Annotated in this window: 19 protein-coding genes; all 19 read right to left on the bottom strand. The window is 67.3% G+C overall.

Annotation, left to right across the window (positions count from 1 at the left end; all coding sequences use genetic code 11):
* Positions 1-63: 63 nt before the first annotated feature.
* The 19 genes from FL625_RS04905 to FL625_RS04815 all read right to left on the bottom strand — a co-directional run bounded on the left by FL625_RS04905 (position 64) and on the right by FL625_RS04815 (position 19,784).
* Positions 64-528: a PTS sugar transporter subunit IIA gene (locus tag FL625_RS04905; RefSeq protein WP_149587503.1), complete on the bottom strand. Its 465-nt coding sequence runs from the start codon at positions 526-528 to the stop codon at positions 64-66.
* 33 nt (positions 529-561) lie between these two features.
* Entirely contained in the window at positions 562-1,137 is a 576-nt protein-coding gene (hpf, locus tag FL625_RS04900) for a ribosome hibernation-promoting factor, HPF/YfiA family (RefSeq protein WP_149587502.1), read from the bottom strand.
* 228 nt (positions 1,138-1,365) lie between these two features.
* The gene (gene lptB / locus FL625_RS04895; protein ID WP_149587501.1) at positions 1,366-2,139 is read right to left on the bottom strand and encodes an LPS export ABC transporter ATP-binding protein; all 774 of its coding nucleotides are present in this window, start codon (positions 2,137-2,139) and stop codon (positions 1,366-1,368) included.
* The gene (locus tag FL625_RS04890) at positions 2,139-2,630 is read right to left on the bottom strand and encodes an LptA/OstA family protein (protein ID WP_149587500.1); all 492 of its coding nucleotides are present in this window, start codon (positions 2,628-2,630) and stop codon (positions 2,139-2,141) included. The genes lptB and FL625_RS04890 overlap by 1 nt, the downstream gene beginning before the upstream one ends.
* Before the next feature lie 21 nt (positions 2,631-2,651).
* Positions 2,652-3,254: an LPS export ABC transporter periplasmic protein LptC gene (lptC, locus tag FL625_RS04885; protein ID WP_235019317.1), complete on the bottom strand. Its 603-nt coding sequence runs from the start codon at positions 3,252-3,254 to the stop codon at positions 2,652-2,654.
* A 2-nt stretch (positions 3,255-3,256) separates the two neighbouring features.
* Positions 3,257-4,219 carry a KpsF/GutQ family sugar-phosphate isomerase gene (locus FL625_RS04880; RefSeq protein ID WP_149587498.1) on the bottom strand — a complete coding sequence of 321 codons (963 nt, stop codon included), beginning with the start codon at positions 4,217-4,219 and terminating at the stop codon, positions 3,257-3,259.
* The gene (locus FL625_RS04875; protein ID WP_149587497.1) at positions 4,200-4,814 is read right to left on the bottom strand and encodes a ribonuclease D; all 615 of its coding nucleotides are present in this window, start codon (positions 4,812-4,814) and stop codon (positions 4,200-4,202) included. Before FL625_RS04875 ends, FL625_RS04880 begins: the two co-directional genes overlap by 20 nt.
* Before the next feature lie 211 nt (positions 4,815-5,025).
* A complete protein-coding gene (locus tag FL625_RS04870) occupies positions 5,026-6,117 on the bottom strand; it encodes a flagellar basal body P-ring protein FlgI (RefSeq protein WP_149587496.1) in 1,092 nt (363 codons plus the stop codon).
* Positions 6,114-7,112, bottom strand: coding sequence for a flagellin (locus FL625_RS04865; RefSeq protein ID WP_149587495.1), 999 nt, complete (start codon positions 7,110-7,112; stop codon positions 6,114-6,116). Before FL625_RS04865 ends, FL625_RS04870 begins: the two co-directional genes overlap by 4 nt.
* Positions 7,112-8,575 carry a flagellar hook-associated protein FlgK gene (flgK, locus tag FL625_RS04860; protein WP_149587494.1) on the bottom strand — a complete coding sequence of 488 codons (1,464 nt, stop codon included), beginning with the start codon at positions 8,573-8,575 and terminating at the stop codon, positions 7,112-7,114. Before flgK ends, FL625_RS04865 begins: the two co-directional genes overlap by 1 nt.
* Before the next feature lie 6 nt (positions 8,576-8,581).
* Positions 8,582-9,889 carry a flagellar hook protein FlgE gene (locus FL625_RS04855; RefSeq protein ID WP_149587493.1) on the bottom strand — a complete coding sequence of 436 codons (1,308 nt, stop codon included), beginning with the start codon at positions 9,887-9,889 and terminating at the stop codon, positions 8,582-8,584.
* 91 nt (positions 9,890-9,980) lie between these two features.
* Positions 9,981-10,826, bottom strand: a complete 846-nt coding sequence (locus FL625_RS04850; protein WP_149587492.1) for a flagellar motor protein MotB — start codon at positions 10,824-10,826, stop codon at positions 9,981-9,983.
* Between the two features lie 111 nt (positions 10,827-10,937).
* Entirely contained in the window at positions 10,938-11,792 is an 855-nt protein-coding gene (locus FL625_RS04845) for a hypothetical protein (protein WP_149587491.1), read from the bottom strand.
* 30 nt (positions 11,793-11,822) lie between these two features.
* Positions 11,823-12,194, bottom strand: coding sequence for a hypothetical protein (locus FL625_RS04840; RefSeq protein WP_235019316.1), 372 nt, complete (start codon positions 12,192-12,194; stop codon positions 11,823-11,825).
* 18 nt (positions 12,195-12,212) lie between these two features.
* Positions 12,213-13,169: a dynamin family protein gene (locus FL625_RS04835; protein ID WP_149587490.1), complete on the bottom strand. Its 957-nt coding sequence runs from the start codon at positions 13,167-13,169 to the stop codon at positions 12,213-12,215.
* A gap of 31 nt (positions 13,170-13,200) precedes the next feature.
* Positions 13,201-15,264, bottom strand: coding sequence for a dynamin family protein (locus FL625_RS04830; RefSeq protein ID WP_149587489.1), 2,064 nt, complete (start codon positions 15,262-15,264; stop codon positions 13,201-13,203).
* Positions 15,265-15,397: 133 nt separating this feature from the next.
* Positions 15,398-17,875, bottom strand: a complete 2,478-nt coding sequence (locus FL625_RS04825) for a hypothetical protein (RefSeq protein ID WP_149587488.1) — start codon at positions 17,873-17,875, stop codon at positions 15,398-15,400.
* Positions 17,876-17,878: 3 nt separating this feature from the next.
* Entirely contained in the window at positions 17,879-18,973 is a 1,095-nt protein-coding gene (locus FL625_RS04820) for a PP2C family protein-serine/threonine phosphatase (protein WP_235019315.1), read from the bottom strand.
* Complete coding sequence (locus FL625_RS04815; RefSeq protein WP_149587487.1) at positions 18,954-19,784, bottom strand: FHA domain-containing protein; 831 nt, start codon at positions 19,782-19,784, stop codon at positions 18,954-18,956. The genes FL625_RS04820 and FL625_RS04815 overlap by 20 nt, the downstream gene beginning before the upstream one ends.
* Positions 19,785-19,997 lie beyond the last annotated feature (213 nt).

The following is a 19,997-nucleotide window of genomic DNA, read 5'->3' as shown; positions in this document are numbered from 1 at the left end:
TGCGGCTCCGCCGCCTCGTCGCAGCCTCGCGAGGAGGGACGAAGTCCACGACGAGCCCGTCTCTCAGGCGGCCTGCGGCGCCCGGGCTTCGGTCAGGATCGCATAGAGCTTGGCGGGATCGGAATTCGCGCGCAGCTTGGCCACCACGCCCTGATCCCGCATCGTCCGGCTGACCAGCGCCAGCGCCTTCAGATGATCGACGCCCGAATCCTTCGGTGCGAACAGACCGAAGATCAGATCGACCGGCTGACGGTCCACGCTGTCATAGTCCAGCGGCTTTTCCAGCCGGACGAAGACGCCGACGATCGACTTCAGGTCCTCCAGCCGGGCATGCGGCAGGGCGATCCCGTGCCCCACGCCCGTCGGCCCCAGCGTTTCCCGCTCTTGCAGACCCTCGATGGCCGCCGCCCCGTTCAGCCCGTAGGCCTGGGCGGCGATCTCGCCAAGTTCCTGGAACAGGCGCTTCTTCGACGTGAACTGTCCGACCACGCGGACGGCGCCCGGGACAAGCAGCTTGGAAAGTTCCATGGATCGGCGTTGTTCCTGCGTCACGGGGACGCTTCATTTGCTGTTGCGGGGATCGATCCAGCCGATGTTGCCATCGTCCCGACGGTACACGACATTCACGCCCCCATGGCCCTCGTTGCGGAACACCAGCATCTTCTGCCCGGCCAGCTCCATCTGCATCACGGCCTCGCCGACGGTGATCGAAGGAATCTTCGTCTCCATCTCGGCGATCACCACGGGCTGAAGGCTTTCGGGCTCGGCGTCTTCGGCGTCCTCGTTTGCGGCGAGGATATACGAGGCCGCCCCGGCGAATTCAACGGGGGCCGAGCGGTTCGAGTGGTGGTTGCGGATCCGCCGCTTGTAGCGACGCAGCTGCTTGTCCATCTTTTCGCGGCAGGACTCGAAGGCCGCGTAGATTTCCGACGCATGTCCCCGGGCCTGCGCCGTCAGGCCGGTGGACAGATGAATCGTCGCCTCGCAGACGAACTCATGCGCCATGCGCGAGAAGACCACCACGCACTCGGTCGGGCGTTGGGCATATTTTTCAACGACTTCACCCAATTCAGCCTTGACATGGGTCTGAAGAGCCTCACCGACGTCGATCTGTTTCCCACTGATCTGATAGCGCATGATCTCTCCTTTTCGCATGCTGACAGACCGGAACGGAGCGTCAGCCCCTTCCGGTCCGTCCGTCCGACAATGAACCGAAGAAACGTCGCGTCACGCCAGTTTCGCCGGGCGGAGACACCGCTGGATGCAGGCCGGAGACATGGGCATGTAACGCGCTCATTACAGGTATTTGGCGCCAGCCGAACCCGGCTTGTCAACCGAATCGATGGTCACATTCCGCAGGGTCGCCTAGACGATGCGGAAGTTCTCGCCCAGATAGACCCGGCGCACGGTCTCGTCGCGCACGACCTCGTCCGTGGTGCCCGACATCAGCACCTTTCCATCATGCAGGATGTAGGCCCGGTCCACGATTTCCAGCGTCTCGCGGACGTTGTGGTCGGTGATCAGCACCCCGATCCCGCGCGCCTTCAGGTCGTGGACCAGGTGGCGGATCTCCCCCACCGCGATCGGATCGACCCCGGCAAAGGGCTCGTCCAGAAGCAGGTATTTCGGATCCGCCGCCAGGCAGCGGGCGATTTCCACCCGCCGACGTTCGCCGCCCGAGAGCGCCAGCGCCGGCGTGCGCCGCAGATGGGTGATCGAGAACTCGGACAACAGCTCTTCCAGCCGCTCGCGCCGCTTGTGGCGGTCGGGCTGGACGATCTCCAGCACGGCCAGGATGTTGTCCTCGGCCGAAAGCCCGCGGAAGATCGAGACTTCCTGCGGCAGATAGCCGATCCCCAGCCGGGCGCGGCGATACATCGGCAGGGCCGTCACATCCTTGCCGTCGATCAGCACCTGTCCGCCCTCGGGCATCACCAGCCCGGCAATGGCATAGAAACAGGTCGTCTTGCCCGAGCCATTCGGGCCAAGAAGCGCCACCACCTCGCCGCGGCGCAGGTCCATGCTGACATCGCGGATCACCGGCCGTTTCCTGTAGCTTTTCCGCAAGCTGCGGATCTGCAAACCGGCCTGGCCGTCGGTCACCGTCAGATCCGGCCTCTGGCCCGGGGTCCCCGCCATCAGTTGTCCCCCGGCCGGAAGGTGGTGGTGACACGACCTTCCATCACACCCGTCCCGTCCTTCAGGTTGATCGTCAGCTTCTGCCCCGCCATCGCCGAGGGGCCTTGCGTCAGCAGCACATCGCCGGTCAGCACGATGACCCCGCTGTCTATGGTGTAGGTCGCCTCGCGCGCCTCGGCCGCATCGCCGAGATTGGTCACCGTCACCCCGCCCGAGGCGACAAGGCTTTCAATGCTCTTGCGGTCGGCGCCGTAGGTCACCCGCACCTCGGCCGCGGCCAGCTTCATCTCGCCCTGGGTGACGACCACGTTGCCGCTGAACACGGCGCTTCCGTCGGCGTTGTTCACCGTCAGCTGGTCGGCCTGCACCTCGACCGGCAGGGTCGTGTCCTGGTTCAGGTCACCGAAGGCGATCTTCTGCTGGGCTGCCGCCACCGAGGCGGCAAGGGACAGGCCCAGCGCCAGAAGGAACGTGCGAAACGGAAATGCCATGCGAAAACCTCTGCAGCGCCTCTAGCCGCCCGGCCGGTATACCAGCCGGACACCCCCGTTGAAAACCAGAACATAGGCACCCGGGGTCTGGATGTCCTGACGCAGCACCATGCGGTCGGCACGGATCTCGCCCGCCGGGCCGGTCGCTGTCACCGGGGTACGGCTTTCCAGCCCGGTCCGGTCCAGCCGGGCCAGGATCTCCTCTGTCTCCAGCCGGTAGCCGGACGATGTAGCGACGGTCACGCCGCCCGACAGGACAACCTGTTGCGCGCCCCTGTCCATCTGCGCCTTGGCTGCTGCAAGCTCGGTCCGCGCACCGTCGGGCGTGGCCAGCTCAAGCCGAAGTTCTATCGCCGCCGCTTCGGTCGCTTCGGCGGCAGGTCGGGCCTCGTCCGCATGCAGGGTCAGGGCAGCCCCGTCCGAAGTAGTGCCCGCATAGGTCGGCGCCGTCATCCGAGGCTCACGGGCCAGGTCGCGGACATCCACCTCGGCATAGGGCAGCGCGTCCTCGGGATCGATCCGCCGCGCGACAAGGAACAGAGTGGACAGGATCGCCAGCGCCGCCAGCGGCAGCACGACCTTGAGCCAGCTCACCACCCGGGTATGCGTGTCAGCCCGCGCCACCGTCAGGCGACCCCGGCGCGCAGGCAGTCATGCACATGCAGGATGCCGATTGCCCGGCGGCTGCCGGGTTCGGTCACCAGAAGGCAGGTGATCTTGCGGTCGTTCATCAGGGCCAGCGCCTCGCCGGCCAGGGCATCCGGGCCGATGGTCCGCGGATCACGGGTCATCACCTCGCCCGCGCGGTGCAGCATCAGCCCCTCCAGGTGCCGGCGCAGGTCGCCGTCGGTGATGATGCCGGCCAGATCGCCCGCCGCATCCGTGACCCCCACGACCCCGAAGCCGCGGCGCGTGATCTCGACCAGAACCTCGCCCATCGCCAGGGTCTCGGGCACCAGCGGCGGGTCGGCGTGCATCAGGTCGCGCACCTTCAACAGCCGCGCGCCCAGCTTGCCGCCGGGGTGGAACATGCGGAAATGTTCGGGCGTGAAGGCGCGATGCTCCATCAGCGCGATGGCCAGCGCGTCGCCCAGCGCCAGCGTCATCGTGGTCGAGGTGGTGGGCACGATGCCCTTCTCGCAGGCCTCGGGCACCTCGGGCAGAAGCAGGCCCACCGTGGCCTGCCGCATCACCGTCGATCCCGGACGCGACGAGATCGCGATCATCGGGATGGAAAAGCGCTTGGCATGGGCGAGGAGATCGGCCAGTTCCGGCGTCTCGCCCGAATTCGACAGGACCAGCAGCACGTCACCCTGCGCCACCATGCCCAGATCGCCGTGGCTTGCCTCGGCCGGATGGACGAAATGCGCCGGCGTGCCGGTCGAGGCGAAGGTGGCCGCGATCTTGCGCGCGACATGGCCCGACTTGCCCATGCCCGAGACGATGACCCGCCCCTCGGCCTGCATCAAGAGCGCGACGGCGCGGCCGAAACTGTCGTCCAGCGACCCGGCCAACCGCTCCAGCGCCTCCGCCTCGCGGCGGACGACCCGGCGGCCGGTGGCAAGGGGGTCAGTGGAGGAAGATGTCATTGGCGTCTTCCCAGCCCAGAAGGTCCAGCTCGGCCCGGGTCGGCAGGAAGGCGAACAGCCGCTCGGCCAGCTCCAGCCGGCCCTCACGGATCAGTCGCACCTCGAGCTCGGCCTTCAACTGGTGCAGGTAGAGCACGTCCGAGGCGGCATAGTCCTTCTGCGCCTCGGTCAGCACCTCGGCGCCCCAGTCGCTGGTCTGCTGCTGCTTCGAGACATCGACGCCGACCAGATCGGCCAGCAGGTATTTCAGCCCGTGCCGGTCGGTGAAGGTGCGCACCAGCTTCGAGGCGATCTTGGTGCACCAGACCGGCGCCGTGGTCACCCCGAAGGCGCGCTTCATCACCGCGATGTCGAACCGGCCGTAGTGGAAGAGCTTCAGCACCGCCGGATCGGTCAGAAGCCGTTCCAGGTTCGGCGCCCGGGTCTGGCCCCGGGCGATCTGCACCAGATGCGCATCGCCGTTGCCGTCCGACAGTTGCACCACGCAAAGCCGGTCGCGGCGCGGGTCAAGGCCCATGGTCTCGGTGTCGATGGCGACGACCGGGCCAAGGGCCAGCCCGTCGGGAAGGTCGTTCTGGTGCAGGTGAATGGCCAAGGGAATGCTCGTGTCTGGCTTTGCTCCGGGGTTGCCATCCCGCTTACGCCCGCTCCCCCGCAGGGTCAACTCCGGCCGTCCCGACGCGCGGCCCGGCGCCGGGAGGCTCGTCGATGCCTTTCAGGCACTCCTCGCTGACATCCAGGGTCAATGCCGGCGCTGACCGGAGATCCCCGCGGGATCAGCGGTCCCGCCGCTCGGTTCAAACGGATCAGTTCACCACGAACTCGGCATGCAGCGCGCCGGCGGCATTGATGCTCTTCAGGATGTCGATCATGTCGTGCGGCGCCACGCCCAGCGCGTTCAGCCCGGCCACGACCTCGGCCAGATCGGTTCCGCCACTGATCTCGGCAAGCCCGGTCCCGGTCTTGCCGATCGAGGCATTGGACCGCGGCACCACGACCGTTTCGCCCTCGGCAAAGGGATTGGGCTGGACGACCAGCGGGCTTTCCTCGACGCGCAGCGTCAGGTTGCCCTGCGCCACCGCGACGCGACTGATCCGCACGTCCGCCCCCATCACGATCGTCCCGGACCGCTGGTCCACCACCACGCGCGCCCGCGTCTCGGGCTCGACCGGGATCCGTTCGATCCGCGCCAACACATGCGCGGGCGACTCCATGCCGGTCGCGCCGATATCCACCGCCACCGTGCCCGAATCCTGCATCTGCGCGACGCGACGACCGAACTCGGCATTGACCGCACGTTCGATCCGTTCCGCCGTGGTGAAATCGGCCGCCTTCAACGCCAGCCGCAGCACCGACAGGCCGGTGAAGTCGAAGTCCACCTCCCGCTCCACCCGCGCGCCGGATGGGATCACCCCTGCGGTGGGCACCCCCTGGGTCACGCTGGCCGCCTGGCCCGTCGCCGACACGCCGCCCGCGATGATCGTGCCTTGCGCTACCGCGTAGATCTGCCCGTCCGCCCCGTTCAGCGGCGTCATCACCAGCGTCCCGCCCAAGAGGCTCTTCGCGTCGCCGATGGCCGAGACCGTCACGTCGATCCGCGATCCCGACCGGGCAAAGGGAGGCAGTTGCGCGGTCACGAAGACCGCGGCCACGTTCTTCGGCCGGAACTCCTCTCCCGTGACATTGGCGCCCAGCCGTTCCAGCAGGTTGGCCATGATCTCCTCGGTGAAGGGCGCGTTTCGAAGCCCGTCGCCGGTGCCGTTCAGGCCGACCACCAGGCCATAGCCCACCAGGTCGTTGCCGCGCACGCCGTCGAACTCGACCAGGTCCTTGATCCGTATCGGTTCGGCCAGGGCCGAGGTCGCCAGAAGGCATATGGCCAGGAAGAAGCGTATCATCTCAGATACTCCGTAAGGCTGAGGCGCGAGACGCGGGCGGTGACAAGGTAGAGCGACTCCAGCTGCGTCCGGATCGTCTCCAGCCGGGTCGCCGCCTCGTAGGGATCGACCGAGCCGGTCTCGGATCGCAGGATGCCAAGCGCGGTCTCCTCGGCCCCGTTGCGGGTGCGGGCGCTTTCGATCTGCGCCTCGACCGCGCCGATCCGGGCCTGAAGCGTGATCCGCGCGTCCTCGCCGCGCAGCAGCTCCTGGCCGGCGGTCGCGGCCAGCCGGGCACGTTCGCCTGGGTCTCCGGCCAGCACACCCCGGTCGAGAAGGGCCGCCATCGCAAGGCCGGAGAGGGTATCCCGGATCGCCGGATCCATGGCGGTGGTCGAGACCTCGGCCGTCTCGTCGGGCGCCACAGGCACGGGCGTCAGTGCCGGGCCGCCCTGGTAGAAGGCGCCGAAACCCAGCGGATTCGCGAACCAGGTCGTGACCGCAGCTGCGACCTGTCCCGCGGTCGTCGCACCGGCGGCCGCCGTCTCGAGCTCGGCCAGCAGGTCCTCGACCGGACCCAGCGGCGGGGTTCCGGTTGCCTGGCCGGAAAATACCGCGCGCCCCGATGCCTGGGCGTTCAACAACCCGACCGCCGAGGCGAGGCGTCCGCGCGCATCGGCTGCAAGCGTGTCGATCTGTGCCGGGGTCGCCACATCGCGCGCGCCCATCAGCGCGCTTGAGATTCCGCTGGCCAGTTGCGACAGGCCCTGGATCGACGCCTGTTGCGCCGCCACCTGAAAGGCCGCATCGGCCGCCGTGGACTTGAAGGCCGCAAGCCGCGCCAGGCTCGCATCGACGGCGAGGAGCGGCGAGAAATCCCCGCGCAGGGCCTGGCCTATGTCGGCATGCCGCCCGGTCGCCACCTCCTGCGCGGCGCGCTGGACCTGGGCGCGCAGCTCCGCCCCCTGGCGGGCCAGGATGTTCGTCAGGCTTGCGTCGCCAACCGAGACCCGCATCACGCCCCCAGCCTGATCAGGGTGTCGATCATCTCGGCCACCGCCTGGATGACCTTGGCGTTCGCGGCATAATTCTTCTCGATCACCAGAAGCTCCTGCATCTCGCGGTCGGTATCGATGCCGTTCTGGGCTTCGAGATCGGTCAGGGCGGTCAGCTTGGCCGCCGCGAAACTCTGCTCCGACTGCGCCGAAAGCCGGCCGGCAGAGATGTCGGACATAAGGTCTCCGGCCAGAGCAGCAAAGCTGCGCGACCCCGCCGTGAAACCCGAAGATGACAGCGGCTGCGCATCGGTGAGGGCAGCATGCAGCGCGGCAAGCAGCGTTCCGTTGCCGGGCGGCCCTTCGGCAACAGCGCCCAGACCGTCGCGCAACCGGTAAAGCGCGCCGCCCTGCGCGGGATCGGCCTGCCCGTTCAGCCGCAACCGGCCGGCCAGGCCGACCTCGTTCAAGGGGTTGAAGGCCAGGCCGGCGTCGGTGAAGAGGCCGGGATCGCCCGGGGCGCGTGTCGGATCCAGCCCGGCGGCGGCAAAGCGCTCGACAAGGTCGCGCGCCACGGCGTCGAGCTTGCCCTGCGCCTCCACGGCCAGAGTGTCCCGGACTGCGAACAGCGCCCCCAGCGTGCCCCCGAGGATCGGACTTGCCGAACCTTCGGTGTCATAGGGCCGACCGTTGATCGTGATGCCCGACAGCCCGCCCGCGGTCTGCGTCATCTCGGGCGTTATGGTGTGGGTCGGCGAAAAGCCGATGACCGCGGGCGACCCGTCCAGGAGGGGGGCTCCGCCGACGGTGAAGAGCGCGATCTGGTTCAGGTCGCGCGGAACCTCGCGCAAGGGAACGATCGCCGAAACCTGGTCGATCAGCCGCTGCCTCTCGTCCAGAAGCGCCGACACATCGCGCCCCGCGCCGGTGAAGGACCGCAGGTTGACGTTGATCTCGTGCAACTGGGTGAGGGCATGGTTGAGCTTGCCGACCTCCTCGCCGATCTGGCGGTCGGCGGTCGCGCGGGCCGCCTGGATGTCGCGCGTGGCCGATGCCAGGCCGTCGGCCAGAGACCTTGCCGTGGTCGCGATCGCGCCAAGCCGCGTCTGCGACTCCGGGCGTCCGGCGGCCTCGATCAGGGCCTGATCGAAGGCCGCCAGCCTGGCCGCCAGCGAGCCCGCGCTGTCCGGCGTGCCGACCGCCTTTTCCAGCCGCGAGAAGAAGGCAGCCCGGATGTCCCGATCGCCGCCACCGGCCTGGGCAAGCCGCCGTTCGCCCAGCAGATGCCGGTCGACATCGCGGATCACGCCCGTCACCTGCACGCCCTGCCCGGTCCCGGCCAGCACCGCCGCCGACAGGCCGACCTGGCGGCGGGCATAGCCGGGCGTGGTGGCATTGGCCACGTTGGACGACAGGATCTCGGCCTGGCGCGAGGTGGCCGAGAGGCCCGACAGGGCTCCGGCAAGGGCGGAGGTGACGCTCATCGCCTATCACCGCTTGATGTTGGTGGTTTCCTGCAGCATCTCGTCCACCGTCTGGATCACCTTGGCGTTCGAGGAATAGGCGCGCTGGGTCTGGATCAGACTGGTCAGTTCCGCCGCCACATCGGTTTTCGACCCCTCGCGCGAATAGCCCTGGATCGACCCGGTCGGCCCGGAGCCCGCGTCCCACAGGAAGAACGACCCCGACTCGGGCGAGACCTGGTAGGTCTGGTTCGACAGCGACAGAAGCCCGTTGGGGTTCGGCACGTCGACCAGCGGGATCTGGTAGAGCCTGCGGGTGAAGCCGGTGTCGTAGGTGGCATTGACATAGCCCTTCTCGTCCACCTCGACCGTGGTCAGGTTGCCGACCGGCGAGCCGTTCTTGGTGATCGAGACCGGAGCGAAGTTGTCCGACAGCTGGGTCAACCCGTTCGGGTCGCCCAGGCGGCCGATGCCCACGGTCATCGGCCCGCCCGCCACGGTCAACGCAAGCGTGCCGTCGGCCGGGTTGTAGGCCCCGCCCGACACCACCGTCACCGAGGCCAGCGTGCCGCCTGCCCCCCGCGAATCGTCGAAGGTCAGGTTGTACTCTCCGATCAGGTTGCCGCCGCCCGCACTGTCGCGGATCTGCATCGTCCACTGGTTCGAGGATCCGGTGGCCGGAACGATCGGGACAAAGGTGATTTCCAGCGCCTCGGAGGTGCCGAGGTTGCCGAAATATTCCACCGAAAGGGGCGGCGGCACCGCGGTCGAGCCAGCGACGGTATAGGTCGCCGGCAAGTTCACCCCGAGGTTCATCGTCGTGGTCGGATCGCCAGCCGTCTGGTTGGTATTGATCACGATCGGCACCAGGCCTGAAATGGTGTCGCGCGGGTTGGACGGGATGGTGCCATCGGCATTGGCCGGCCAGCCCAGCAGCACCAGGCCGGAATCGGTCTTCAACACGCCGTCCGCATCGGTTCGGAAGCTGCCGGTGCGGGTCATCAGGAGCGGAGTGTCCGACAGCGCGTTGCCCAGCGACACCTCGTTGATGACCGGCAACATGCCCCGCCCGGCGATGGCAAGATCAAGCGGGTTGCCGGTTCCGACAAGATCGCCGCGTTCGTCGATCAGCCGCACCGTCGAGGCCCGGACACCGCCCGCGGAATAGGTGCCCGCGCCCCGTGACGAGGTGATCACCATGCTGGTGAAATCGGTCGAGGCGCGCTTGTAGCCGTAGGTGCCCGAGTTCGCGATGTTGTCCGAGATCGACGCCAGCCGCGTCGCGTTCGCGTTGAGCCCGGCCACGCCCGCGCTGAGCGAAGAGGAAATCGTCATGGAAAGCGCCTTTCTGCTGCTTCGACTCCTGTGCCGGTCAAGGCTGCATCCAGGCGGCTTAACATCGGCCTAACGGTTAAAATTCGACGGATTATCGGTCGCGGCGCAGCAGGATGACCTCCACCCGGTTGTTGCGGACTGCAGTCGGGTCCGACACCGCCGGCTTGCGGTCGGCATGGCCCGAGACGCGCTGCATCCGTTCCGGGTCAAGCCCCGCCGTCTCCAGCATCCGCCGCGTCTCCTGGGCCCGCAAGGCCGACAGGGTCCAGACCGGATTGTCGATCAGGGTGACCGGATGCGCGCGCAGGTGCCCGCTGACCGCAATCTCGTTGGTGGTCAGGTTCAGGACATCGGCCAAAAGCTCGGCCAGAGCCCTGGCCACCGGGGAGGGTTCAGCCGTTTCGCCCACGAAAAGCGGCGCGTCAGGCAGATCGTAGAGTTCGATCACCAGGCCCTCATCGGTGATGCGCGTCACCACATGGCGCAAGAGCCGCTCCATCGTGTTGCTTTCGCCACCGCGGGCAAGCAGGGCCTGTTCCACATCCTGCAACTCGGACATGGCGCGGCCATCGCCGGCTGCGCCTTTTCCGGTATCCTCGCCGGCCTCGGTCGCAGAGGCCGCAGCGCTCTTGCGGTCCACTGCGCCCGTGCCGGTATGGGCCATCGTCTCTTCGGCGAAGACGCTGTTGCCACCGAAGGCTCCGTCTCCGCCACCCGAAATCCGGTTCACCGGGATCGTCGGATTGAAGTAGTCCGAGATTCCCTTGCGTTGCTTTTCCGTTGTCGCGTTCAGCAGCCACATCAAGAGAAAGAATGCCATCATGGCAGTCACGAAGTCGGCGTAGGCCACTTTCCAGGCCCCGCCGTGGTGGCCCCCGCCACCCGCAACCTTCTTCCGCTTGATGATGACCGGCGCCGCATTGCCTTGCGCTGCCATCCCACATCACCCAAGTCGTTCACCCGGGACCGGTGATAGCATGGCCAAGCCTTACACGACCTTAACCGGTTGGCTTTTAGGGAATTTCCACAATCCCGCCGCAGCGGCGGCTCAGGCCATGAGGCTGCGCCAGGCCGTCAGCACCGTCTGCGTGCCGTCCCCCGCGACCACGCCCAGCAGCAGGCTGTCCTCCAGCCGGGCACACAGGATGCCGTGACCGTCGATCAGGGTCACCCCCAGCATCAGGCAGGCCGGGTCACCCGGAGCGGCAGACACCAGATCCAGCTGCCGCACAACCGCTTCGCTTTCGTCTTCCAGGAAGGCTTGCAGATGCGAGACCATGTCCTCGGGCCCGTCGCTCGTGGCCTCTCCGTCGCTGCGGCGGACCAGCCAGGCGATCAGCGGCGAGCCGATCGCAGCGGCGAAGTCCTCGATCCCGGCGCCGGACAGACGCACCGCAGGCGTCTCCTTGGGCTCGAAGTACTCTTCCGCCTCTTCCGGCACGTTGTCCGGCCCGGTCACGTTCAGGTCGATCAGCATGAGATCCGCCAGCAACGCGACCGGCAGGCCGACGCTGACCTCGGACCCCTCCCGGCTGACCGGCCCCGTGACGACACGAAGCTCCTGCCTTGGGGCCGCAACGGCCTGCAGCAGCTTGATCAGGTCATCCTTGTGCTCGTCCTCGAGGACCTCGACGCCGAGGCAGGCTTCCGCCCCCGGCAGGCCATGGCAGGCGGTCAGGCGCAAAACCCGGCGACCGGCCACGTCCAGCGTCAACGAGGGACCGGCAGAGGAACGGAACTCCAGCGACCGGGCCAGCATCGTCTCGTTCGCCTCGCGCAGCAGATGTGCGACCGGGTTGCGATCGCCGGCCTCGGCGATCACGCGCGCGCCGCCCGACATCACGCGAACCGGCGCCTGCAGGCTGTGCAGACGTGCGATGATCGGAACTGTGCCCTTGTTCAAGGTTATCCGCGGCCCCAGTCACCCGCCCGGTCACCCGTCATGGGTGATGCTTTCAAGCGTTTCGCGAATTTTCGTCACAAAAGCGGCAAGGTCAATGCCGGGATCGCAGATGCAGCACAGGGCGTCGGCCGGCTCCACCTCGGATCGCAGGAACAGACGCAGGTTTGCCGGCCCCAGCAGCATCGCGGCGTTGGGTTCCCCGAAAGCCCCGACGCACAGCGAGAACATCGGGTCGTCAAAGCTGCTGCGGGCCTGGTCGCACAGCCGATCCAGGTGCTCCTGCGTCATCATCATCGGGCCGGCGCTGGTCAGGATCATGCGCGCGGACAGGTCGGCGAAGGCCACAAGCTTGGCCTGCGGAAAGGCTTTCACCACCGCCCCGAGACTTTCCGCAACGCTCACCCGGTCAGCCCCTTCCTATCATGAACTCTTGGCGCGCCCCACCGGCAGGTCTTCTGTGCCGACGATGTGGTCAGCAAAGGTGACCAGGGTCGGGCCATGTTCCGGCGCGGGACGTTCGGTGCGCAAGAGACGCTCCTCGTCCTTGACGGCGACGCGGCGCGGCATGACGCGCACCACCGGTGTGTTGCGGATCGCTGTCAGCCGTTCGAAGGTCTGCGCGATCAGGCTCTGGCCCACTTCGTCCTCGTCCGCGGGATCCGCCTTGATCGCCGGCTTGCCTTCGTCGCCCGGTTCGGGATGACCCTCGTCGATGATGCGGTGGACGATCTCGAACAGCGCCTTGGTGAAGGCGTCGGCGCCGCTCTCGATCCACAGGCCCTCGTCCTCACCCGCCCGCATCGCCTGCAACAGCGACACCGGGAAGACGTCGGCGAACAGGCCCTCGGTTTCCTGGCGGACCCGCTTGATGACCTTGGCGCGGTCCTTGTCGCCGAGGATCTTGTCGAAGCGCGTCACCAGAAGCAGGCTGTTGGCGCGCATTTCCTTCGGGAAGGTGGACCAGACGCCGGATTCCGACTGCCGCCAGGCCTGGGTTGCATGGGTGCACCACAAGACGCCATCGGCCAGATGCGCCATCCGCTCCCACACTTCCGACGACATCGACGGGTCCGAGATCCCGGGCATGTCGATCAGGTCGCAATAGCGCAGGATATCGCTCTTCATGAAGATGCGGACATGCTCGGTCGTCTCGAGGCTGACATCTTCCAGCTCGGCCAGGTCCAGGTCGTAGGCGTGGCCATCCAGACCCATCGTGTAGGCATCGTCGGGACCGTAGGACAGCCAGACCGGCGGCAGTTGCGTCGCCGTCACCTTTTCCAAGAGCGGCCTTGCCCCCATCAGCACGTTGCAGAGCGTGCTCTTGCCCGAACTGAACTCGCCCATGATGGCGATGCGGGGTTTGCGGGTCAGCGGCATTGCTCAGGTCCTTTCGTACCCTTTACGCGACTCAGTCAGCGTAGATCGCCAGTTCGTCCATGATCGAGGCCAGACATTCCTGCCGGTCTTCCCAGGCGTTCACCCCGAACAGCTCCTTCATCTCTTCCATCGAGATTTCCGAACTGGCCAGCGCGCTCATCAGAAGCTCGCGCTGCTCCTGCAGGAAGTCACGCAGGGTGGACTGCGTGCGTTCGCGGAACAGGCCGATCTGGATGGTCTTGAGGTCGTTGATGATCGGGTCGGTCTCGGCCCGGATCAGCTTGTTGAAATCCTGCGCAAAGGCCTTGTAGCCGCGGCGGCGCTGCCACCAGCCCTTCCACCAGCTGACCTGCAGGTCCAGCGCGATCGTCTGGCCCAGGTTGATCGGCGGCGGGATGTAGGACACCACCGGTGTCTCGATCTTGAAGCCCTCGACCACGATCGAGAAGGTCTTGCCGTAAAGATCGGCGATCTGCGCTGCGGTCTCGTTGTTCACCTCGGCCGCGATGGCGTGCATCTTCTTCAGCACAACCTGGTAGCTGGAGGACAGAAGCATCCGCAGCCCCAGCGGGCTGTAATGCCAGGTCGCATCCTCGCCATGGGTCTGCAGATGCTCGATCAGGCTGTTCGTCGCCCGGTCGAGGAAGCGTTCATAGCTCTGGTCGATGCGGTTGGTGAAATCCTTGCAGACGTTGTTCGTCAGATGCGTCAGCTTCTCCACCGCCGCCTGCTCGATCTTGCGCAGTTCCGCATCCAGCTGCTGCGGCGTCATCGTCCGGTTCAGCTGGCCCTCCGACTCGAGGATCCGCACCTGATCGACGACATCCAGGCTCTGCGCCAGGTTCAGCGCCTGACGCGCCGATTTCTGCAGCGCCTCGCGCACCGGGCCTTCGTACATCCGCTGCCCCAGCGCATCCAGAAGCGCCGGCACGCCCGAGGCATGCCAGACCAGCTGCTCGGCTGTCCATTCCGACATCTTGTCGGCAAAGGCGGCGCGGGTCCAGTTGATCGCCGACTCGGTCGAGTCGTCGGTCATCTCGTCGATCTTGCCTTCCAGCACCGCGTTGGCCCAATGCGCCGACCCGTAGATGATGTCGATGTCCGGCGGCGCATTGTTCTTTTCCAGCGTCTCGAGGATCGAGCGGTGGATCTCGGGCACCTGGTTGGCCGGATCGGGCAGTTCGTCGATCCGGTTGACGAAGATGATGATCTCGCGGCTCTGCCGATGGGCGATCAGGCGGATCAGCGCCATGTCCATCGTGGTCAGCGCCTGGTGCGCCGACAGCACCACGATACAGGACCGGCTGTCGCGGACCGCGTTGATCGTGATCTGCTCGCGCATCATGAACGTGTCGTTCACGCCGGGCGTGTCGCGCACGCACATCTGGATCGGGAAATCCTCGCGCTCGATATACAGGTCGGCCGACTTGGTGATGTCGGTGAACCGGCCGGCCTCGGGCCCGCCCGTTTCCTCGTCGCCCACGCAGACATAGCGGCGCAAGAGCGCGTCATCCACCGTGCCGTAACGGTGCTCGGTGCCCAGCAGCATCTCGAACTTGCGGCCCAGGCGCGCCTGCGCCTTCTCGCGCATCTGCACGACCTGAAGGCGCAGCTTCTCCAGCTCGTCGTCCGCGCCCGCCCGTGCCGCCAGCTGGCCGATCCGGCCGCCGTTCGACACCAGCTTTTCCCATTCGGCGTTGTCGAAGAACTTGAACTTCGCCTTCACGTTCAGCTCGGGGCTGGGCGTGTTGATGTGCAGCGAGGTGACGACCGAGGTCCAGGGGTTCACATCCGTGGGCAGAAGCCCCGGCGCGCCGATCATCGCGTTCAGAAGCGAGGTCTTGCCAGCCTTGATCTGGCCGATAACGGTGACCGAGGGCTCGACCTCGCGCACCTGGCTCATGATCCGGGTGACCTTCTTGGCCGTGTCCGGGTCGGCCATGGTCACGAAATCGCGCAGCACGTCCTCGAACTGCCTGATGGAGTCGGCGATGCGCGTCAGTCCCGGGAAATTGCGTTTCAGCGCAACCTCGGGCTCCTGGACGGCGATGCCGTCAAGTTCGTCCGCGTTCTCTGCAACCGCACCCAGTGCCATGATCACCTCATACCTGCGGGCCTGAATCACCTAGTTCGAGCACCATTCGACACAAGTCCCCGCAATCATGTCATAAGTTTGGAAAGTGGTCCCAATTGGGCACATTCTTGACGATTCTACGCTCACAATGCCGTCACACGGCGCGCAATGTTTCCAGTTCGCGTCTAAGTTGCAAGAGGAGGGTCAGCGCATCGTCGGCAGGTGCGTGACCTTTCTCCAACTGCATCAACATGATGAGGTCAAGCACCTCGCCGATCTCGGCGTTGATTCGACGCATCGCCCCGGACCGCCCCTGCGACACCAGGGTCATCAACTGCTCGCTCGTCTCGCGGGTGTGGTCGAGAATCAGATCCACCGGCACCTTGGCCTCGGGATCGACCTCCTGCGCAAGCTCTGCGGTGCGCGACACGATCAGGGCAACGGCCTGATCCGCTAGCGCCGCATCGGCGCCCGTGTCCGGCGCCGGGGCGGAGGGCGCCGCGCCGACCGGGACGGCCAGAGGGGCGATCCGCGGGCGCTCGCGGCGCGGGGGGGGCTGTTCGGCCCCGGACGGCCGGTCGCGCATCATGATCGCCCGCGGAGTCAGCAGCGCCGCGTCGCCCGGCTCGGGCGGGGCAGGCTGCGGTGTGGCAGCCGCCGGGCGGGCCCGGGCCGAAGCGGGCAGGCGCGTGACCGGAGCCGTGCGCGGGGACGGCGGCACGGGGGCGGGCGGCACGGGGGCGGATGGCGGCCCCGGATCGGAGGGGCGCGGGCGCGCCTCCCGTCCGAACAGCCGCGGCCGCTCGACCGCCCGGGCCGGGGCGGGTTCCGGTTCCGGCGACGGAGACGCCGCGACCTCTGGAACATCCACTTCGGCCGACGGGGCAACGTCCTCGTCGTGTTCGCGTTCCGGCATCTCCGGTGCGGCCTCGTCCGCTTCGGGATCGAGTGCCTCTTCGCCCTCCGGCTCATCGGCTTCGGCCAGTTCTTCCGGTCGCGCCCGCAGCGAGGACAGGTCAGGCAGCGGGGCGCCGCGGACCAGGCCTTCCACCTTGCGACCCATGCCAAAGCCCTTGATGCGCGCTCCGGCCGGGCTCTCGGAATTGGCACCTTCCACGTCCGCCTCCGGTCGCGGCGTCAGCGCCTGGGGTCGCCCTCGCTGCGGACGCTCGCGCGGAACGACGCTGCGCTCGGGCTCGGGCGGCACGCCGGAGGCGATCTCCGCTTCCGGCACAACGGGTGGCACCGGGCTGCCGGGCTGCGCATCGCCACTGCCCGCCTCGGCCGGAGTGGCCACACCGGCCCGCGGCCTGCGTGACGGCGGCTGCGACTTCTCCGTTGGCCCGAGGTCAGGCGCAGCCGCAGCCTGGGCCTCGAGTTCGGCCTTCGATTTCCAGGTCGAACGCAACGGAACCTTTGCCGAAGGGGCCGGTTCGCCGGCGGTAGCCACGCGCTTTATCCGGTCGGCAAACCGCTTGCGCGGCGTGGCCGAGCCGTCTTCGGGTTCGTCCACCGCGGCGGCTTGCGATCCCGACGGTTCCGGTTCGGGCGTCGGTTCGGGCTCGGGCCTGGATTCGGGTTCGGGTTCAGGCTCGGGCACATGACCGGCCTCCGGTTCTGCTGCATCGGCCGGCCCTTCGCTGGACACGATCTCCGGCTCCTCTACCGGCGCCTCCTCGTCGGACCTGGCCTCGACCACCGGCTCGTGCCGGGCGGGTTCAGGCTCGGGCTCGGGCGGCGGGACCCACGCGCCCTTGGCCTCTGCCTCGCCGCCAGGCTCGGCAAAGCGGCGCGCGACCAGTTCGCTTGCCTCCACATGGCGGGCCAGCAGGAGTTCGGCGGTGTCCATGTCGGCGCGACGCCCCGACTGGACGCGGGTCTTGATGGCCGCAATCACCGCAGCAGCACCGCTTTCGCGGAACAGCTCGCGGTTGACCGGGCCACCGGGCGGCACGGCGGCGCGGGCCTCCTTCGCCGACACCGACAGGATCTGCCGGAATTCCTCGCCCGCCCGCAATTCGACCCGGTCATGCATCGCTGCGGCCGACTGCTTGCTGCCAAGCAGATCGATCTTGGTCAGGAACATGAAACTGTTGTCCTTGACCGCGTCGGGCAGGCTTTCCCAGACTGCCTGCTCCTTCGGCAGATAGGACGTCGTGCACCAGATCACGATGTCCGAGCGCTTGGCGGCCCAGTTCGCGGCCCGCTTCTGCTCGGCCTCCATCGGCCCGGCCGAGACCTCCAGCAGGCTGATGACCTTCAGCGCCGCAAGGTCCAGTTCCACCGTCACCAGGGCAGGGGCCAGCGGCAGGACATCTGCCAGATTGCTGCCGGGCAGGGTCTTCGAGCTGCCGTCGGTCAGGGTGCAGACCATCCGGGCCGTGGTGCCGTGCTGGACGATGATCGTCGGCAGGCGGAGCGTCTCGGGGATCACGGGCGCCCCGACGAGAAGGTTGAGGATCGAGGACTTGCCCGACCCGGGAAGACCGAGAAGCGCGAGGCGGGCGGGACGTTCCAGGCGCTCGATCAGGCGCTCGGCAGCCTCGGCCGGACCGCCCGCGGGCAAGAGGCCGCGGTCAAGTGCGCGGCCAAGCCGCTGGGCGACTGTCAGGTCCTCATCCGGGTTTGCCATGTCTTACTTTATGACGGTGACTCGCCTTGGCCGCAACCGGACAGGCGACAAATCCTCAACCGACGGGTCGGGGTGGCTTTCCTGCACCGCCGCGATGACCTTGCGCGCCGGCTTCGGCTCGGGCAGGGGCAGTGGGGTGGCTGCCTTTGGCCTCGCCGTGGGGGCCACACCAGCTGCAGGGGAAAGGCCTGGAGACACCATCGGCATCGGCACGGCGACCGGGTCGATCGCGGCCGTTGTCGGACGCCGTGGGCGCGCCACGGCTGCAGAGGGCCGGTGCGGACGTTCCTGCCTGGGCCGGACCGAGGCGTCGTTCACCTTGATCACGGTGAAACTGATGTTGTCCTGGTCGGGATCGTCGAGCCGCTCAAGCTCCTCAAGCAGATGCTCCGCGATTTCGGTCGAGCGCGCCTTGCGGTAACGGTTCAGCACCTTCTCGATCTGGGCATCGGTCAGGAACTGCACCCCGTCCGACGCGCACAGGACGATGTCGCCTGCCTGCAGCTCCAGGGGCCGGGTCGGGCAGTCGATCTTGGGGATCCGCGTGCCCATCAGCACCGAGATCAGGCAGTTCCGGTCGGGATGGTTTGCCCCGACGACCGGATCCATCAGACCCGACTTCACCATGAAGTCGATCTGCGGCGCCATCGAATGGTCCTCGTTCAACTGGGTCAGCTTGCCGCCCCGGAACAGGAATAGCGGCGAATCGCCGATCGAGATCCACCACAGCCGGTTCTCGATCAGCGCCGGCACCACCAGCGTCGAGCCCATGCCCTCGGTCTCGGGGTGGGTGCGGGTATGCTGGCGCAGGGTCTCGTTCGCCAGGTCGGCAACGCTGCGCAGGATTTCCGGGGCCCGCGCCTCGAAGGCCCCCACATCCGCGAAATGGAACTTAAGCTCGCTGAAGACCTCGGTCAGGACAATCTTGGACGCCACGTCGCCGGCCGCATGGCCGCCCATGCCGTCGGCCAGCACGACAAACCCTGCCTCGGCCCCGACCGGGAAATCGGCGGTTATCGCATCTTCCTGATAGTCCCGCGCGCCCTGGCTGATCCCCGACGCAACGTCATAGCGCGGTTCACGCGATCGCCATATCATCCGCGTCCCCTTCGGAGTCGACCGCCGACCAATTGAAGTCGGCTGTACACAACACTTTCAGCACCAAGGTCGTCTCGCCGATCTGGATCTCGTCACCGTCGCCGACGACGGCCGTCGAGAGCAGGGGCTTGCCGTTCAGCCGCACGAGGTTCGACTTGCCCCCGTGGCCTAGATGGAACTGGTGCGTCATCGGGTCATAGGCGATGGCCGCATGATGCTGGCGCGAGATCGCCATGTCGCCGAAATCGAGCGCGATCGTCTGATCCGACCCGCGGCCGATCTGCGACACGCCCCGCATCACCGGGAAAGCCGCACCGCGCCCGGGACCGGCCTTGATCACCAGCCAGCCGGTCGGATACATCACCACGCCCGACTTGTCGCCAGGCTCGATGGTGTTGTCCATCCGGCCCTCGTCGAACAGCGGCACCACCGAGGCGGGCTGCGGCTCGAAGCCCAGGACGCGGGTTTTCGTCCGGGTCGCCCGCCGACGGGCACCGGCATCCGAGGCGATCTCGCGCGCAGGGGTGGGCGTCGGCGCGGGCGCGGGCGCCTCTTCTTCCTCGATCTCCCAGATATTGACCGCCGGGGCCGGGCCTTCCTTGGCCACCACGGCGCTGTTCTGGGTCTGGGTCAGGACTTCGGTGACACCGCCGGCCAGCTTGGGGAACCGGCCTGCCGCCGGCCCGCTGCCCGCGGCGACCGCGTCGATCGCGGCCTTCGTGGCCTGGATCTGCTCGGCCTCGCTGCCAGGGAACCGGGCCCCGCGCGATTCCCTGGATTTCCGACGAAACAGCCAGTCGAAGAACTTCATGTCCCGCACTCCACCCCCGGAAGCTAACCGGATTCATCCATCTTTCTTTGCACTGCATCGGTTAGCAAGACCTCAACCGGCATCCGGCGACCCGGTCGCGACCATGAAAACCAAGCCTCACCCCGCACGCACGCCGACGCAGGCTGTCGCCCCGCCAAGCTTCCTGGATAGGCAAAGACTTTGTCCAAAAGATGATCCGAATCCGGTCATTTC

It is taken from the genome of Tabrizicola flagellatus, assembly GCF_008271465.1.
Lineage (GTDB): Bacteria > Pseudomonadota > Alphaproteobacteria > Rhodobacterales > Rhodobacteraceae > Tabrizicola > Tabrizicola flagellata.
The sequence above is the reverse complement of the archived record's forward strand: the minus strand, read 5'-3'. Positions and strand labels throughout refer to the sequence as shown.

Coding starts and splice junctions, on each gene's coding strand:
- FL625_RS04905 (WP_149587503.1), bottom strand. CDS start 528: ATGGAACTTTCCAAGCTGCTTGTCCCGGGCGCCGTCCGCGTGGTCGGA.
- FL625_RS04855 (WP_149587493.1), bottom strand. CDS start 9,889: ATGACGATTTCCTCTTCGCTCAGCGCGGGCGTGGCCGGGCTCAACGCG.
- FL625_RS04825 (WP_149587488.1), bottom strand. CDS start 17,875: ATGGCAAACCCGGATGAGGACCTGACAGTCGCCCAGCGGCTTGGCCGC.
- FL625_RS04865 (WP_149587495.1), bottom strand. CDS start 7,112: ATGCGGGTCTCGGTTGGCGACGCAAGCCTGACGAACATCCTGGCCCGC.
- FL625_RS04815 (WP_149587487.1), bottom strand. CDS start 19,784: ATGAAGTTCTTCGACTGGCTGTTTCGTCGGAAATCCAGGGAATCGCGC.
- FL625_RS04880 (WP_149587498.1), bottom strand. CDS start 4,219: ATGACATCTTCCTCCACTGACCCCCTTGCCACCGGCCGCCGGGTCGTC.
- flgK (WP_149587494.1), bottom strand. CDS start 8,575: ATGAGCGTCACCTCCGCCCTTGCCGGAGCCCTGTCGGGCCTCTCGGCC.
- FL625_RS04820 (WP_235019315.1), bottom strand. CDS start 18,973: ATGATATGGCGATCGCGTGAACCGCGCTATGACGTTGCGTCGGGGATC.
- hpf (WP_149587502.1), bottom strand. CDS start 1,137: ATGCGCTATCAGATCAGTGGGAAACAGATCGACGTCGGTGAGGCTCTT.
- FL625_RS04870 (WP_149587496.1), bottom strand. CDS start 6,117: ATGATACGCTTCTTCCTGGCCATATGCCTTCTGGCGACCTCGGCCCTG.
- FL625_RS04850 (WP_149587492.1), bottom strand. CDS start 10,826: ATGGCAGCGCAAGGCAATGCGGCGCCGGTCATCATCAAGCGGAAGAAG.
- FL625_RS04835 (WP_149587490.1), bottom strand. CDS start 13,169: ATGCCGCTGACCCGCAAACCCCGCATCGCCATCATGGGCGAGTTCAGT.
- lptB (WP_149587501.1), bottom strand. CDS start 2,139: ATGGCGGGGACCCCGGGCCAGAGGCCGGATCTGACGGTGACCGACGGC.
- FL625_RS04890 (WP_149587500.1), bottom strand. CDS start 2,630: ATGGCATTTCCGTTTCGCACGTTCCTTCTGGCGCTGGGCCTGTCCCTT.
- FL625_RS04830 (WP_149587489.1), bottom strand. CDS start 15,264: ATGGCACTGGGTGCGGTTGCAGAGAACGCGGACGAACTTGACGGCATC.